Source organism: Actinomycetospora succinea (assembly GCF_004363095.1).
Taxonomy (GTDB): Bacteria; Actinomycetota; Actinomycetes; order Mycobacteriales; family Pseudonocardiaceae; genus Actinomycetospora; species Actinomycetospora succinea.
Genome location: NZ_SNYO01000001.1, coordinates 565,905 through 582,139, shown reverse-complemented (window position 1 = coordinate 582,139; position 16,235 = coordinate 565,905). Strand labels below are relative to the sequence as shown.

General features: G+C 76.0%; 12 protein-coding genes. 5 read left to right on the top strand and 7 right to left on the bottom strand.

Annotated elements, in window-relative coordinates:
• Positions 1 to 131: 131 nt before the first annotated feature.
• On the top strand, positions 132 to 1,679 hold the full coding sequence (locus EV188_RS02810) for a 1,4-alpha-glucan branching protein domain-containing protein (protein ID WP_133824683.1): 1,548 nt from the start codon (positions 132 to 134) through the stop codon (positions 1,677 to 1,679).
• Positions 1,680 to 1,751: 72 nt separating this feature from the next.
• Entirely contained in the window at positions 1,752 to 2,981 is a 1,230-nt protein-coding gene (locus tag EV188_RS02805; RefSeq protein WP_133824682.1) for a glycosyltransferase family 4 protein, read from the top strand.
• On the opposite strand, the gene EV188_RS02800 is transcribed toward EV188_RS02805, so the two are convergent.
• Positions 2,974 to 3,681: an acyltransferase gene (locus tag EV188_RS02800; RefSeq protein ID WP_133824681.1), complete on the bottom strand. Its 708-nt coding sequence runs from the start codon at positions 3,679 to 3,681 to the stop codon at positions 2,974 to 2,976. The two genes, EV188_RS02805 and EV188_RS02800, sit on opposite strands and share 8 nt — an antisense overlap.
• A 44-nt stretch (positions 3,682 to 3,725) precedes the next feature.
• On the opposite strand from EV188_RS02800, the gene EV188_RS02795 reads away from it, so the two are divergent.
• A complete protein-coding gene (locus EV188_RS02795; protein ID WP_208113958.1) occupies positions 3,726 to 4,553 on the top strand; it encodes a PfkB family carbohydrate kinase in 828 nt (275 codons plus the stop codon).
• Positions 4,550 to 5,488 (top strand): nucleoside hydrolase, encoded by a 939-nt coding sequence (locus EV188_RS02790; protein WP_133824679.1) that lies wholly within the window; start codon positions 4,550 to 4,552, stop codon positions 5,486 to 5,488. Before EV188_RS02795 ends, EV188_RS02790 begins: the two co-directional genes overlap by 4 nt.
• Here the strand turns inward: EV188_RS02790 and EV188_RS02785 are convergent.
• Genes EV188_RS02785 through EV188_RS02770 form a run of 5 tightly spaced genes read right to left on the bottom strand, consistent with a single transcriptional unit; the run spans position 5,479 to position 9,577 of the window.
• Positions 5,479 to 5,784, bottom strand: a complete 306-nt coding sequence (locus tag EV188_RS02785; RefSeq protein WP_208113957.1) for a TraR/DksA C4-type zinc finger protein — start codon at positions 5,782 to 5,784, stop codon at positions 5,479 to 5,481. The two genes, EV188_RS02790 and EV188_RS02785, sit on opposite strands and share 10 nt — an antisense overlap.
• A 30-nt stretch (positions 5,785 to 5,814) precedes the next feature.
• Positions 5,815 to 7,008 (bottom strand): THUMP-like domain-containing protein, encoded by a 1,194-nt coding sequence (locus EV188_RS31335; RefSeq protein ID WP_166659689.1) that lies wholly within the window; start codon positions 7,006 to 7,008, stop codon positions 5,815 to 5,817.
• Positions 7,008 to 7,940 (bottom strand): class I SAM-dependent methyltransferase, encoded by a 933-nt coding sequence (locus EV188_RS02780; protein ID WP_133824677.1) that lies wholly within the window; start codon positions 7,938 to 7,940, stop codon positions 7,008 to 7,010. Before EV188_RS02780 ends, EV188_RS31335 begins: the two co-directional genes overlap by 1 nt.
• Entirely contained in the window at positions 7,937 to 8,716 is a 780-nt protein-coding gene (locus tag EV188_RS02775; protein WP_133824676.1) for an enoyl-CoA hydratase/isomerase family protein, read from the bottom strand. Before EV188_RS02775 ends, EV188_RS02780 begins: the two co-directional genes overlap by 4 nt.
• Before the next feature lie 39 nt (positions 8,717 to 8,755).
• Complete coding sequence (locus EV188_RS02770) at positions 8,756 to 9,577, bottom strand: ABC transporter ATP-binding protein (protein ID WP_133824675.1); 822 nt, start codon at positions 9,575 to 9,577, stop codon at positions 8,756 to 8,758.
• A 64-nt stretch (positions 9,578 to 9,641) separates the two neighbouring features.
• Between EV188_RS02770 and glgX the strand changes: the two genes are divergently transcribed.
• Positions 9,642 to 11,687 (top strand): glycogen debranching protein GlgX, encoded by a 2,046-nt coding sequence (glgX, locus tag EV188_RS02765; protein ID WP_133824674.1) that lies wholly within the window; start codon positions 9,642 to 9,644, stop codon positions 11,685 to 11,687.
• A gap of 67 nt (positions 11,688 to 11,754) precedes the next feature.
• Here the strand turns inward: glgX and glgP are convergent, their stop codons facing one another.
• Positions 11,755 to 14,289 carry an alpha-glucan family phosphorylase gene (glgP, locus tag EV188_RS02760; RefSeq protein WP_133824673.1) on the bottom strand — a complete coding sequence of 845 codons (2,535 nt, stop codon included), beginning with the start codon at positions 14,287 to 14,289 and terminating at the stop codon, positions 11,755 to 11,757.
• Between the last annotated feature and the right edge of the window lie 1,946 nt (positions 14,290 to 16,235).

Here is a 16,235-nt window from a genome sequence, read left to right as displayed (position 1 = left end):
AAGCCCCTTCCGGGCTCGGGAGTCAACTCCCCGGCCCAACGAGGCGGCGGCGATCACGTGATGCCTCGTCACCGTTCGGGGGACGCGCCCGTGACAGACTCCGGCGCCGGGCGACGACGAGAGGACCGTGCTTGACGACGGAACCGGTGGGCACGTTCTGCCTCGTCCTGCACTCGCACCTGCCGTGGCTGCTGCGCCACGGGGCCTGGCCGGTCGGCGAGGACTGGCTCTACCAGGCCTGGGCGCACTCCTACCTCCCCGTCGTCGAGACCCTCGAGCGCCTGGCCGCCCGCGGGCACCGGGACCTGCTGACGCTCGGCGTCACCCCCGTCCTCGCCGCCCAGCTCGACCACCCCGCCGCCCTGCGCGCGATGCACACCTGGCTCGCCGACTGGCAGCTGCGCGCCCACGAGGCCCACCGCAGCGATCCCGCGCTGGCCACCCGCGAGCACCGCGCGGCCGGCCACGCCCTCGAGGTCTTCGAGCGCGACTGGCGCCACGGCGGCTCCCCGGTCCTGCGCCGGCTGGCCGACGACGACGTCGTGGAGCTGCTCGGCGGGCCCGCGACCCACCCGTTCGCCCCGCTGCTGCCGGGCCGCGTGCGGCGGTTCCTGCTCAATGCCGGGCTGCGCGACGCCGACCTGCGCCTCGGCCGTCGCCCGGCGGGCATCTGGGCGCCCGAGTGCGGCTACACGCCGGGACTCGAGCAGGACTACGCGGCGGCCGGCGTCGAGCGCTTCCTCGTCGACGGGCCCGCGCTGCGCGGCGACACCGCGGCCGCGCACCCCGTCGACGGCACCGACGTCGTCGCGTTCGCGCGCGACCTCGAGGTGACCTACCGCGTGTGGTCGCCGCGCGCCGGCTACCCGGGCGCCGCCGACTACCGCGACTTCCACACCTACGACCACACCACCGGCCTCAAGCCCGCGCGGGTCACCGGGCGCCGGGTCGCCACCGCGGACAAGAAGCCCTACGACCCCGCCCGCGCGGCCGCCGCGGTGGCGCGGGACGCGGCGGACTTCGTGCGGGTGGTCCACGACCGGCTGGCGTCGTTGCGGGCACAGCGGGGACGCCCCGGCCTCGTCGTCAGCGCCTTCGACACCGAGCTGTTCGGGCACTGGTGGCACGAGGGCCCGGCGTGGCTCGAGGCCGTGCTGACCGCGCTGCCGGAGGCCGGGGTGCGGGTGACGACCCTGCGCGGCGCCGTCGAGGCCGGGCACGTCGAGGAGCCGGTGGTGCTGCCGGCGTCGTCGTGGGGGTCGGGCAAGGACTGGCGGGTGTGGGACGGGCTCACCGTCCGCGACCTCGTGGCCGACAACGAGGACGTGGCGCGCCGCCTGCTCGCCGCCGTCGACGGGGCCGCGCCGGGCGCCGGACGCGACGCCACCCTCGACGCGCTGGCGGCGCAGGCGGCGCTGGCGCTCTCCAGCGACTGGGCGTTCATGGTCACCAAGGACTCCGCCGCGCACTACGCCCGGCGCCGCGCGGGCGAGCACCGCGACCGCGTCCGCGAGCTCACCGACCTCCTGCCCGCCGGCCGCCACGCCGAGGCCGCCGCCCGCGCCGCGACCTTCGCCGCGCAGGACGACGTGTTCGGGCGCCTCGACGCCCGGGCGCTGCGGCGTCACCCGACGCGGCGGACGACCCCTACCTACTCGGGAGTAGGGTCGCTCGCCTGATGGATCAGCGTGGCGGCCACGCTGGCGTTCAACGTGAGGAAAGCCGCCACGATCACGGAGGGAGGGCCGCGCGTGCGGGTCCTGATGCTCTCCTGGGAGTACCCGCCCGTGGTCGTCGGCGGGCTCGGGCGCCACGTGCACGCGCTGGCGATCGCCCTCGCGGACGCCGGCCACGACGTCGTCGTCGTCGCCCGCCAGCCCACCGGCACCGACGCGGCGACCCACCCCACGACGCTCGAGCGCCACGACGGGGTCCGCGTCCTGCGCGTCGCCGAGGACCCCCCGCACCTCGAGTTCGTCCGCGACCTCGTCGCCTGGACCCTCGGGCTCGGGCACGCGATGCTGCGCGCCGCCGGGACGCTGCTGCGCGGCTGGAGCCCCGACGTCGTGCACGCCCACGACTGGCTCGTCGCGCACGCCGCGATCACCGTCGCGGACCTGACCGGGGCGCCGCTCGTCGCCACCGTCCACGCCACCGAGGCCGGCCGGCACGGCGGCTGGCTCTCGCAGACGCTGAACCAGCAGGTGCACTCCGTGGAGTGGTGGCTCGCCCGCCGCGCCGACGCCGTCATCACCTGCTCGGAGGCCATGCGCACCGAGGTCTCGGGACTCTTCGACCTCGACCCCGACGACGTCGCCGTCGTCCACAACGGCATCGACCCCGCGAGCTGGCTGCGCACCATCGAGCGATCCGCCGGTCCCCCGACCCTCCTCTACCTCGGACGCCTCGAGTGGGAGAAGGGCGTGCAGGACCTCGTCGCCGCCCTGCCCGCGATCCGCCGCGCCCACCCCGGCACGACGCTTAACGTCGCGGGCACCGGCTCGTGCTCGGACTGGCTCGCCGAGCGCGCCCGGGCCGCCCGGGTCCGGCGGTCGGTCAAGCTGCTCGGCCACGTCGACGACGCCACGCTGCGGGACCTGCTCGCCCGCACCGACGCCGCGGTCCTCCCCAGCCGCTACGAGCCGTTCGGGATCACGGCGCTCGAGGCGGCGGCCGCCGGTGCCCCGCTCGTCGCGTCGCGGGCGGGCGGGCTGGGCGAAGTGGTCGTCGACGGCGTGACGGGGCTGTCGTTCGACCCCGGCGACGTGCCCGGGCTGGCGCGCGCCGTGATCCGCTGCCTCGACGACCCGGCCGCCGCGCGCACCCGCGCCGACGCCGCCCGCGCGCGCCTCGACACCGACTTCGCCTGGCCCGCGATCGCCGACCGGACCGCGGGCGTCTACGCCACCGCCCGCCCCGCTCCCCCGCGCGTCCTGGGCCGCCCGAAGATCCCGACGGGGAACGTCTTCGGCCTCACGTGAGGTCCGACTCCACCGCCTGCCCCGCCGCCAGCGCGGTCTTCCGCGCGATGTCGGCGAGCGCCGCCCGGTCCGCGGCGGCGGCCTCGTAGTCGGCCATCCGGTCGCGGACCACGCGCGCCGGCGCACCGACGGCCACCGCGTGGTCCGGGACGTCCCCCCGCACCACCGCGTGCGCGCCGATCACGCAGCCGCGCCCGATGCGCGCGCCGCGCAGCACCGTCACCTTCGTCCCGATCCACGTCTCCGGCCCGACGCGCACGGGCGTCTTGACGATGCCCTGGTCCTTGATCGGCACGTGCACGTCGGCGTAGCGGTGGTCGAAGTCGCAGACGTAGATCCAGTCCGAGAGCAGCGTCGCCTCGCCGAACTCGATGTCGAGGTAGCAGTTGACCGTGTTCTCGTTGCCGAACACCGACTTGTCCCCGATCCGCAGCGAGCCCTCGTGGCAGCGCAGCCGGGTGTGGTCGCCGATGTGCACGAAGCGGCCGATCTCGAGGCGCCCGAACCCCTCGCGCGCCTCGAGGTGCACGCCCTTGCCGAGGAACACCAGCCCGCGCAGCACGATGTGCGGCTGCCGCGCGCGGACCTTCATCATCCGCCAGTAGCGCACCAGGTAGTACGGCGTCCACGCGCGGTGGCGCACGATCCAGCGCAACGAGGCCCAGGTGAGCAGTCGCGGCTGGCGCGGATCCGACCTCACGGTGACGACCCTACGATCGCCCGATGTCTCGTCATGGTCCGAGGGTGGCCGTCGTCGGCAGCGTCAACCTCGACCTCGTGGCGCGGGTCGAGCGGCTCCCGGGCCCCGGGGAGACGCTGACCGCCCACGGCGTGACCCGCGTGCCCGGCGGCAAGGGCGCCAACCAGGCGCTCGCGGCCGCCCGCCTCGGCGCGCAGGTCCGCCTCCACGCCGCCGTCGGCGACGACCCGCTCGCCGGCGAGGCCCTGACCCTCCTGCGCGCCGGCGGCGTCGACCTGCGCCACATCCGCATCGCCCGCGACGCGCCCACCGGCACCGCGATGATCCAGGTCGACGACGACGGCGAGACCACGATCGTCATCGACGCCGGCGCCAACGCCACGCTCACCGTCGCGCCCGAGGACCTCGACGCCGACGTCGTCCTGACCGTGCTCGAGGTCCCCGACGAGGCGGTCGCGACGGCCATGGCCGCGCCGGGCTTCACCGTCCTCAACGCCGCCCCCGCCCGACCCGTCGCCGGGGACGTGCTCGTGGACGTCGACCTGGTCTGCGTCAACGCCGCCGAGTTCGGGGCGCTCGCCGCGCACGCCGACCTGGACGACCTCGCCGCCGTCGCGATCACCCACGGCGCCGCGGGGGCCGAGCTGCGCCGGCGCGGGCACGTCGTCGCGACCGTGGAGCCGCCGCCCGTCGACGCCGTCGACGGCACCGCCGCCGGGGACGCCTTCACCGCGGCGCTGGCGCTCGCGCTCGCCACCGACCTCGACGACGAGACCGCCCTGCTCCGCGCCTGCCGCGCCGGCGCGCTCGCCGCGACCCGGCCCGGCGCCCAGCCCTCGCTCCCGACCCTCGGGGAGGTCGACGTCCCGTGACGCCGCTGATCGTCGACACCGACCCGGGTGTCGACGACGCCTACGCGATCGCGCTCGCCGCCCGCGCCTCCGAGGTCGAGCTGCGCGCCGTCACCGCCGTGTTCGGCAACGTCGACCTCGCCACCACGACGACCAACGCGCGGCGCCTGCTCGGGATGCTCGGGCGCGGGGACGTCCCGCTGGGCGTCGGCGCCGAGCGGCCGCTGATCCACCCGACGACGCAGCGGGCGGCGGACGTGCACGGTGACGACGGGCTCGGCGGGGTCGCCGAGCGCTTCGGCCCGCTCGGCCCGGAACCGGCGGGACGGGCGCTGGACGTCATCGCGGACGTGCTGTCGGCGGCCACCGAGCCGGTCGTGCTCGCCGCGATCGGCCCGCTGACCGACGTCGCGCTCCTGCTCGCGACCCGCCCGGACCTGGCCGAGCGGATCGGGCGCCTCGTCGTCATGGGCGGCTCGATCGGGATCGGCGGCAACGTCAGCGCCGGCGCCGAGTTCAACGTCTGGTCCGACCCCGAGGCGGCGCGCCGGGTGCTCGTCGAGGAACGGGTGCCGACGACGCTGGTCCCGCTCGACCTCACGCACGTGGTGACGGTCGACCGGGCGTGGCTCTCCGCGCTGGCGGCCTCGGGGCCCGTCGGCGAGGCCCTGGCCGCGACGCGCGACGTCTACGCCCGCGGGGAGGCCCTCGGCGTCGACCGGGTGCCGATCCACGACGCGGTGGCGCTGCTCGAGGCGGTCGCGCCCGGGACGCTGGCGACGGTGCCGCTCGAGCTCGAGGTCGACACCTCGCTCGGCCCGGCGCGGGGCACGGTGCTCGCCGACCGCCGCGGGCGCGCGCCGGGCGGCCGGACCGTCGACGTCGCGGTCCCCGACGGCACCGACGTCGACGGGGTGCGCGCTGCACTGCTCCGCCGCCTGGGCGATCACATGTGATCGCGGCAGGTCGTGGCCTGCGGCAGCGCCTCGAGCCGCTCGTCGTCGATGGCCTTCCCGCACACCGTGCACGTGCCCCAGGTGCCGTCGTCGACGCGGGCGAGGGCGGCGTCGATGTCCCCGATCTGGCGGGCGACGTCGTCGGCCATCCCCCGGTCCTCCATCCGGGTCTCCACCTCGGTGGCGACGTCGGCCTCGCGCCGGCCCCGCAGACCCATGTCCTCGTCGGACGGGTCCGGGTCCTCGGTCGCGACGGAGCGCCCGAGCTCCTGCAGGCGCTCGCGCTCCTCGGTCATCCGGGTCCGAGCCTGCTCCGCATCCATGGGCTACGGGCTGCCCTGTCCGGCCACGGCCTCACACACGTAGGCCTCCGGCCCGGTCGCGAGGCGGGCGAGGACGACGGTGGCCTCGGCGTCGCCGCGCAGCTTGAGGCGGGGCCGCAGGGCGTTCGGGTCGACGTCGAGGCCGCGCACGAGGATCTCGACGCGCCCGACGCCGCGGTCGGCGAGCGTGCGGCGCAGCGTCTTCTCCGTGTACCGGCCGTGCTCGAGCACCCGGAACGCGCGGACGCCGGGCGGCGGGGCGTCGCCGGAGAGGTAGGCGAGGTGCTCGTCGAGGCGCCACAGCCCGTGGCGCGCCCCGTACTGGCGCACCAGGCCGGCCCGGACGATCGCGCCGTCGGGGTCGACGATCCACTCCCCCGTGAGCGCGACGGGGCACGTGTCGTCCTCGGCGTCGGTGACCTCGAACCTGAGGCCGCGGCTGGACAGCACCGTCGCCCGCCGGGACGTCGTCGCGAGGCCCTCCGACCACAGCGCGGCCTCGCGGACCCGGCCGTCGAGGCTGACGAGCTCGACCTCGGCAGCCCAGGGAGCGAGCGTGACGTCGAGGCCCGGCGCCGTCGAGACGACGAGATCGTGGGTGCTTTCCTGACGTTCAGTGCCAGCGTGGCCCCCACGCTGACACACCTCGGCGAGCTGATCGAGGGGCGGGGCGAAGTCGGCCGGGCGCCAGGTGCGGCGGCCGGCGGCGGTCCGGCGGGCGGGGTCGGCGACGAGCACCGTGTCCCGCGACGGCGGCGCCAGGGCGTCGGCGCGGACCAGGGGCACGCCGGGGACGTTGACGCGGGCCATGGCCAGGCGGACCGGGTCGAGGTCGGAGCCGAGGAGACGCCCGGCCACGCCCCGCAAGGCGAAGAGCTCCGCCCCCACCGAGCACGTCACGTCGTGCACGTCGCGGCCCGCGAGCCGCGCCGCGCGGTGCGCCGCGACCGGGGCGGCGGTCGCCTGCTCGGCGGCGTCGGCGGTGAGCAGCCAGCCGTCGGGGACCCGCCCGCGGGCGCGGTCCTGGAGCAGCGCGGTCTCGAGCACCGGCGCGGCGCGGTCGCCGAGCCGCTCGCGCAGCGTCTGCACGGCCCGGAGACGGTCGGCGCGCACGAGAGGAGCCGCCCCCGCGACGGCGTCGCGCCCGGCCGCGGAGGCCAGGTACGCGACGTCGTCGAGGGTGAAGGCGTAGGGCACTACACGCGGACGGGATCCGGGGGCCGCACGCCCGTGACCAGCGCGTTGTAGAACAGCGAGCGCGGGACGACACGGCTCAGCACGCGCGAGTCCACCCAGGACAGCCGCTGCCACGCGCGGTAGGCGAACATCGCCCAGCCCATGCCGAGGCGCTCCGGCGGTACGGCGGCCTCGAAGGTGCGCACCGGCCACCCGAACACGGCCGCGGTGAGCTCCTCGGTGACGACGCGGACGTCGACCGCACCGGCGGCGTGGGCGAAGCGCTCGAGGCGGTCGGGGTCGAAGACGTGCTGGTCGACCACCGACTCGAGCGCCGCCGCCCGCGAGGACTCGTCCAGCTCGACCTGCGGGCGCAGCCACGACGCCGGCGCGAACCGGGTCGTCGCCCACCACGTCGCCTGGCCGAGCTTGCGCGCGTAGAGGTCGCCGAGGCGCGTCGGCTCGCCCGCGAAGACGAACCGCCCGCCGGGCTTGAGCACCCGGAGGATCTCGCGGAACGCGGTGTCGAGGTCCGGGATGTGGTGCAGCACGGCGTGCCCGACCACCAGGTCGACCGACGCGTCGGGCACCGGGATCGTCTCGGCGTCGGCCACCCGGCCCTCGACGTCGAGGCCGAGGTTCGCCGCGTTGCGCGTCGCCACCGCGACCATCCCCGGCGAGAGGTCGGTGACCGTGCCGCGCCGCGCGATCCCGCCCTGCATGAGGTTGAGCAGGAAGAACCCGGTGCCGCAGCCCAGCTCGAGGGCGTGGTCGTAGGTCTCGGAGCCCGGGTTGACGGCACGGAACCGGTCCACCGCAAACGTCGTGCAGCGCTCGTCGAACGAGATCGACCACTTCTCGTCGTAGGAGTCGGACTCCCAGTCGTGGTAGAGGACGTTGGCGAGCTTGGGGTCGTCGCGCGCCGCGTCGACCTCCGCCTGGGTCGGGCTCACCGGCCGAGGAACGTGGCCTTGCCCGGCCCGTTCTCGACGAACGACCGCATGCCGATCGTCTGGTCCTCGGTGCCGAACAGCGCCGCGAACAGCTCCGACTCGACGGCGAGCCCGTCGCGCAGGTCGATCTCGAGCCCGCGGTCGATCGCGTTCTTGGCCGCGGCGAGCGCGCGGGTGGGCCCGGTGGCGAACTGGGTCGCCCAGGCATGGGCGCGGGTGTAGACCTCGTCCGGCGCCACGACCTCGTCCACCAGGCCCATCTCCAGGGCCTCGGGGGCCTTGACGAAGCGGCCGGTGAAGATCACGTCCTTGGCCTTCGCCGGCCCGACGAGGCGCGCGAGGCGCTGCGTCCCGCCGCCGCCGGGGATGATCCCGAGCAGGATCTCCGGCTGGCCGACCGTCGCGTTGTCGCCGGCGATGCGGCGGTCGCACGACAGCGCGACCTCGAAGCCGCCGCCGAGCGCGTAGCCGGTGATCGCGGCCACCGTCGGCTTCGGGATCTCCGAGACCGCCCCGAAGCCGCGCGAGAGCTGGTGGGTCCGCTCGGCCATCTCGGAGTAGGTCATGTCGGCCATCTCCTTGACGTCCGCGCCGGCCGCGAGCGTCTTCTCGCCGCCGTACACGACGACCGCGCGCACGTCGTTGCGGCTGGTCGCCTCCGCGGCGACCTCCACCAGCTCGTCCTGCACCTGGCGGTTGATCGCGTTCATCGGGGGGCGGTCCAGGCGGATGGTGCCCACGCCGCCGTCCACCTCGAGCCGCACGAACTCCGTCACCGACGAGCCTCCTCAGGTCTGGTCATGGCGCGCCGGACCCTATCTCCGGAACGCGGTGAAGCGCCGCCGCCTGCTCGTGAGCTCGAGCGGCTGGTCGAAGGTCGCCGACAGGTTCTCCGACGTCATCACGTCGTCGAGCAGGCCCTGGGCGACCACCCGTCCCTCGCGCAGCAGCATCGCGTGGCTGCAGTTCGGCGGGATCTCCTCGACGTGGTGGGTGACCATCACGGTCGCCGGGCCGTCCGGGTCGGCGGCCAGCTCGGAGAGCAGCTCGACGAGGTCCTCGCGGGCACCGAGGTCCAGCCCCGCGGCCGGCTCGTCGAGCAGCAGCAGCTCGGGGTCGGTCATCAGGGCCCGCGCCAGCAGCACCCGCTGGCGCTCGCCGGTGGACAGCGTCCCGTAGTGCCGCCCGGACAGCGGGGCGACGCCCATCATCTCCATGAGCCCGGCCGCGCGGCGGTCGTCGGTCTCGTCGTAGCGCTCGCGCCAGGTGCCGAGCACGCCCCACCCGGCGCTGCGCACCACGTCGAACGCGGTCTCGTCGGGCGGCACGCGCCCGGCGAGGCTCGCCGAGGCGAGACCGATGCGTGGGCGCAGCTCGAAGACGTCGACGCGGCCGAGGCGCTCGCCCAGCAGTTCGACGGTGCCCGTCGTGGGGTGCATCTCGGCGGCGGCGAGCTTGAGCAGCGTGGTCTTCCCCGCGCCGTTCGGTCCGAGGATCACCCAGCGCTCGTCGAGCTCGACGGTCCAGTCCAGGTCGGCGAGCAGGTCGGAGCCGCTGCGGCGCACGCCGACACCGCCGATGCGGATCACGGTGTCGGGGTCGGCCGTGCGGGGATCCGGCTGCATCACGGCCGCCATCCTGACGGATCACAGTCCCCGACGGGCGACGGCCCGCCCCGCGATCGGGCACGATCTCGCTCCGATGCCCACCACCGCTCCCCGCCCCGGCTCCCATCTCGACGGCGACGTGCTGCACGTCACCGTCCCGGCCGCGCCGAGCGCCGAGGCGGTGGAGCTGTGCCTGCCCGGCGAGGGGGGCGAACGCCGGATCGAGCTGCGCCGCTCGGGCGACCGGTGGACCGGGGAGGCCGGCGGCGTGAGCGTCGGCGACCCCTACGGGCTGCGCGTGCACGGGCCGTGGGACCCGGCGCGCGGCGTGCGCACCAACCCCGCGAAGCTGCTCGTCGACCCGTGGGCGCGCCGCGTCGAGGGCACCGTCACCTCGCTGGAGGCCGCGCGCCCGTTCTCCGGCACCGACCCGTTCTCGACCCGGCCCGGCGACCGCGACTCCGCGGGCTCCGTGCCGCACGGGATCGTCACCGCGGACCTCGAGCCCGCCACGACGGCCCGCCCGGCCGTGCCGTGGGCGGACACGGTGATCTACGAGACCCACGTCCGCGACCTCACCAAGCTGCACCCCGCGGTGCCCGAGGAGCTGCGCGGGACCTACGCCGGCGTCGCCCACCCCGCCGTCGTCGACCACCTCGTCGCGCTCGGGGTGACGACCGTCGAGCTGCTCCCGGTGTTCGCGCACACCTCCGAGCCCTCGCTGCTCACCCGCGGCCGGCGCAACCACTGGGGCTACTCCACGCTGGCCTACCTCGCGCCGCACCCCTGCTACGCGTCGACGCCGGGCCGCGAGGTCGAGGAGTTCCGGGCGATGGTCGCGACGCTGCACGCCGCGGGCCTCGAGGTCGTGCTCGACGTCGTGTTCAACCACACCTGCGAGGGAGGCGCCGACGGCCCGTCGCTGTCGTGGCGCGGCCTCGACGCCGCCGGCTGGTACGCCCTCGACGCGCACGGCCGCGACGTCGACGTCACCGGCTGCGGCAACACCCTCGACGCCGCCTCCCCGCTGGTGCGCGCGCTCGTCCTGGACTCGCTGCGGCACTGGGTGACGACGATGGGCGTCGACGGCTTCCGCTTCGACCTCGCCTCGACCCTCGGCCGGCCCCACGGCGGCGCCTTCGACCCGGCGACGCCGCTGCTCGGCGCGATCACCGACGACCCGGTCCTGTCGCAGGTCAAGCTCATCGCCGAGCCGTGGGACGCGACCGGCGAGGGCTACCAGGTCGGCGGCTTCCCGCCCCCGTGGGCGGAGTGGAACGGGCGCTTCCGCGACGGTGTGCGCGACTTCTGGCGCGGCCACGGCCCGGTCTCGGAGATCGTCACGCGGATCGCGGGGTCGTCGGACCTCTACTGGCCCGCACGCACCCCGGCCGCCTCGGTCAACTTCGTCACCGCGCACGACGGCTTCACCCTCGCCGACCTCGTGTCCTACGAGCGCAAGCACAACGAGGCCAACGGCGAGCAGGGCCGCGACGGCACCGACGACAACCGCTCGGCCAACCACGGTGTCGAGGGGCCCACGGACGACCCGGCGATCCTCGCCCTGCGCGCCCGCCAGGCGCGCAACCTGCTCATGACGCTGCTGCTCTCGGCGGGCACCCCGATGCTGCTCGGCGGCGACGAGCTCGGCCACACGCAGCACGGCAACAACAACGTGTACTGCCTCGACGACGAGACCTCGTGGCGCTCGTGGGAGTCACCGGACCTCGTCGACTTCGTCGGCCGGGCCCTGTCCCTGCGCCGCTCGACCCCGGCCCTGCGGCGCACCGACTTCTTCTACGGCCGCGAGGACACCGACCCCGACGGCGCCGCCCCGGACATCGCGTGGCTGCACCCCGACGGCAGCGAGTTCACCGAGCCCGACTTCCACCACCACGACCCCACCCTGGTCGTGCGCGTCGACGGCGACCCGGCCCTGCTGCTCGTCCTGCACGCCGGCGGGGCGCCCGTGGACGTGCTGCTGCCGGCCGCGTTCGGCGACACCGCCTGGGTGCCGGTGCTCGACCCGGGCACGACCACCGGCGCCCCGCCGACCACCGACCCCCTGCCGGCCGGGACCGTGCTGCCGGTGCCCGCGCACTCGGCGCTGGCGCTGCGAGCGTCCCCCCGGAGCGCATGATCGCGGCTCCGGTGACGAATCCCCGCGAATCTGCGGGGTTCCGTCACCGGGACCACGATCTCGGCGTCTACGCCGGCAGGACGATCCGGCCGAGCTCCGCCGGCGCCGCGAGGAGGTCGTGGCGCGGCAGGACGCGCACCGTGTAGCCCAGCACGCCCGCGTGGGGCAGGGCGACGACGGCCTCGAAGCGGTGCGAGCCGTCGTGGCCCGCCCCGATCGGGGACATCTCCTGCACGACGGGCTCCGAGAGCTCGTCGGCGTCGTCCGCCCGGCCGACGACCGCCTGCACGAGGACCTCCTCGGGCGCGAGGCCGCCGAGCACGACCTCGGCCCGCACGGTCATCGGCGCGCCGAGCACCGGGGTGTCCGCGCCGCCGGAGGCGTCGACCTCCGCCACGGCCACCGACGACCAGGCGGCGTCGAGGCGCGCCCGGTAGCCCGCGAGCTCCCTGGCGCCCGCGAACCCGTTCGCGAGCACGCGCGCCGCCGACCGGGCCGCCGGGGCGTACCACTGCTCGACGTAGTCGGTGACCATCCGCGTCGCCTGCACCTTCGGCGACAGGGTCGCGAGCGTGTGCCGCACGAGCGAGGTCCAGCGGTCGGGCACGCCGTCGGCGCCGCGGTCGTAGAACAGCGGGGCGACCGTGGTGCCGAGCAGCTCGTAGAGCGCGTTCGCCTCGATGTCGTCGCGGCGGTCCGGGTCGTCGACGCCGTCGGCGGTCGGGATCGCCCAGCCGTTGCGGCCGTCGTAGAGCTCGTCCCACCAGCCGTCGCGCACCGACAGGTTGAGCCCGCCGTTGAGCGCCGACTTCATGCCCGACGTCCCGCACGCCTCGAGCGGGCGCAGCGGGTTGTTCAGCCAGACGTCGCAGCCCCAGTAGAGGTAGCGCGCCATCGACATGTCGTAGTCGGGCAGGAACGTGATCCGGTGGCGGACCGCGGGGTCGTCGGCGAACCGCACCATCTCCTGGATGAGCCGCTTGCCGGAGTCGTCGGCGGGGTGCGACTTGCCGGCGATCACCAGCTGCACCGGGCGCTCCGGGTCGAGCAGCATCGAGCGCAGGCGCTCCTGGTCGCGCAGCATCAGCGTCAGCCGCTTGTAGGTCGGCACGCGGCGGGCGAAGCCGATGGTGAGCACGTCGGGGTCGAAGACGCGCTCGGTCCAGGCCAGCTCGGGCTCCGAGGCGCCGCGCTGCAGCCACGACGCGCGCACCCGCCGGCGGACCTCCTCGACGAGGCGGCGGCGCAGCGTCCCGCGCATCTCCCAGAGCAGCGCGTCGGACACCCCGAACAGCTCCGGGCTGCCCGCGGCCTCGGCGCCCGCGGTGAGCCCGGCGATCTCGCGCGCGGTCCACGTGGGTCCGTGCACGCCGTTGGTCACCGAGCCGATCGGCACCTCCGGGACGTCGAACCCGCCCCACAGGCTCTGGAACATCCCGCGCGAGACCTCGCCGTGCAGCTGCGAGACGCCGTTGGAGCGCTGGGCCAGCCGCAGGCCCATGTGCGCCATGTTGAACATGTCGCCCGCGGGCTCCCGGCCCAGCGAGAGCACCCGGGCGGGCTCGATGCCCGGCAGCATGTCCGCGGTGAAGTAGTACTCGACCAGCCCCACCGGGAAGCGGTCGATGCCCGCGGGCACCGGGGTGTGGGTGGTGAACACGGTGCCCGCGCGGACGGTGGCGAGCGCCTGGTCGAAGTCGAGGCCGGCGTCGTCGACGAGCTCGCGGATGCGCTCGAGGCCCAGGAAGCCCGCGTGGCCCTCGTTGGTGTGGAACACCTCGGGCGCCGGGTGCCCGGTGGAGCGGCAGAAGGCGCGGACGGCGCGCACCCCGCCGATCCCGACGAGGATCTCCTGGCGGATGCGGTGCTCGGCGTCGCCGCCGTAGAGGCGGTCGGTGACCTGGCGCAGGTCGGGGTCGTTGTCCTCGATGTCGGCGTCGAGGAGCAGCAGCGGCACCCGGCCGACCGAGGCCACCCACACCCGCGCCCGCAGCGTGCGGCCCTCGGGCATCGCGACGCCGACGAGCACCGGCGCGCCCGACACGTCCGCGAGCAGGTGCAGCGGCAGGCCCTGCGGGTCGAGCGCCGGGTAGTGCTCCTGCTGCCAGCCGTCGAGCGAGAGCGACTGGCGGAAGTACCCGGATCGATACAGGAGGCCGACGGCGACCAGGGGGACCCCGAGATCGCTCGCCGCCTTGAGGTGGTCGCCGGCGAGGATGCCGAGCCCGCCCGAGTAGTTCGGCAGCACCTCGCTGACGCCGAACTCCATCGAGAAGTAGCCGATCGCCGAGGGGAAGCCCTCCGCGGACCGGGACTGGTACCAGCGCGGCGCGTCCAGGTAGCCCCGGAGGTCCTCCGCGCGCTCCTGCACGCGCCCCACGAACGAGGCGTCCTCGGCGAGCTCGGCCAGCCGCTGGGGACGCACCTCGCCGAGCATCCGGACGGGGTCGCCGGTGGCGCGCCAGGCCGTCTCGTCGATGGTGGCGAAGAGGTCCTGCGTGGGCCCGTGCCACGTCCAGCGCAGGTTCGTGGCCAGCTCCTGGAGGGGCGCGAGAGCGGTCGGGAGCTGGGCGCGGACGGAGAAGCGACGCAGAGCCTTCACGCGCCGGGAGCCTACGGCTCGACCCCCGACGCGCCGTGCCCGCCCACCTTCCCTGGATCGATCCGATGACTACGCTGCGTCGCGTGAGCGCGCTGGGGAGATGGTGGCGGTCCGGACGACGGTCCAAGGAGACCGCGAGCGAGGCGGGGGCGCCCCTCGAGCAGCCCTCGGAGATGCCCACGGAGCCGCGCGACGCGACCGGTGAACAGCCGGCGGTCGGCACCGACGGCGCGAGCGCGCCCCCGTTCGAGGAGAGCTACGGCGGCTACGACGGCCGCCGCGACCCGCACCGCGAGGTCCCCCGCGGCGAGGTCGTCACCGGGCCGTCCTCCGGGTCGTGGCTGCGGCGACGCCGGGGCTGGGGGTCCGCCGACGACGTCGAGGTCGGTCCCCCGCCGCCCCCGGACGCCCGCCCGCACGGGCCGACGACCGGGCCCTTCCCCGTGCCCGGGCGCGCCGCGGGCCCGCCCTCGGGTCCGTTCCCGTCGCCCGGGACGCCGTCGGGCCCGTTCCCGTCGCCCGGGACGCCCGCGGTCGCCGGGCCGTACAGCTCGCCCGACCCCGCGCACCACCCCGCGTCCGGCCCCTTCCCCGCGGCCCCCGACACCCCGTCGCGCGGGTTCCGCGCCGTCGGCGGCGACGCGCCCGACCTCGACGGTCGGCGCGGCCATCCGGCGCCCAGCCTCCCGCCGTGGCGCCGCCCGGCCACCCCGCCGTGGGGCATCGCCACCGGTCGCCCCTCGCCCACCTCCCGCCGCCCGTCCGCATCGAGTCCGCCCGTTGCGGGTAGCGGACCGGACATGAGTTCGTCGCCGGACCGTGGACCCGACCAGCCCTCGGGGCACGCGGTCACCCCGCAGGCGCCGTCCGAGGACCCGGTGTCGGAGACGCCCGCGGCTCCCGAGCCGTCGGCGTCGTCGGAGCCGTCCCCGTCGGAGCCGCGCCGCGAGGACCTCGACGTGCCGCCGGCCTCCGACCCGTCGTGGTTCACGCCGCGCACGCCCTACGCCCCGTTCCCCGAGGGCGCCGGGCGCGGGGAGTCGTCCGGTCCCGCGATGAGCAACCCCGACGACGACCCCGTCACCACCGCCATCCCGCCCACGGACGGCGCGGGCGACACCCCGTCCGGAACCCAGCCCGACGCCGCCGCGGACGACGGCGACCACTCCAGTGGCTGGCGCTCCGCCGCGGCAGGCGCCGCCGGTCTGGGCGTCGCGGGTGCCGCCGCCGGCGCCGCCGGGTTCTTCGGCCGCTCGCGCGACGACGCCGCGACCGGTGCCGACCCCGACGCCGCGAGCACCACCGACAGCAACACCGACAGCAGCACCGACGCCGGCACCCCCGCCGCCTCCACCGAGGGCCCGGCCGCCTCCACGCCGGCCGCCTCCCCCGACGCCGGCGCGTCCTCCGCCGACGTCCCCGCTCGCGACAGCGACACCCCCGTGGCTCCGCGCCCGAGCACGCCGTGGGCACCGCCGCCCGCGCGGCCCTCCGCGTTCTCGACGCCCCCGACGCCGCCCGCCCCGTCGACATCGACGTCGACCCCGTCCGGCGCGGTCTCCGGTGCCGTCACCTCCGGACCCGTGTCCCCGGGACACGGGTCGACGGATGCGACCGACACCCCGGACCCCGACGCCACGGCCGCACCCGTGTCCTCGGGACACGGGTTCTCCGGATCGACCGGCGCCCCGAGCACCGACGACGACCCGCTCGGCGTCGGTCCGCTCTCCGACGACCAGGCGACCCACGTCCACAGCACCGTCGCGCCCGACGCGCCGCGCGACGACATCCCCGGCACCGACAACACCGCCGACGACGCCACGACCAGCACCACGCTCGCCGGCCTCGCCGCGGCCGGCGCGGTCGGTGCCGGTGCGGGCGCCCTCGGTGTCGCGGCGCACGACTCCCGCGCGGGCGACGCCCCCGGCGACGTCACCGAGCCCGAC

What these genes read in the sequence shown, in the direction of transcription:
- glgX (WP_133824674.1), top strand. Translation starts at nt 9,642, where the DNA reads ATGCCCACCACCGCTCCCCGCCCCGGCTCCCATCTCGACGGCGACGTG.
- EV188_RS02770 (WP_133824675.1), bottom strand. Translation starts at nt 9,577, where the DNA reads ATGGCGGCCGTGATGCAGCCGGATCCCCGCACGGCCGACCCCGACACC.
- EV188_RS02785 (WP_208113957.1), bottom strand. Translation starts at nt 5,784, where the DNA reads ATGACCGAGGAGCGCGAGCGCCTGCAGGAGCTCGGGCGCTCCGTCGCG.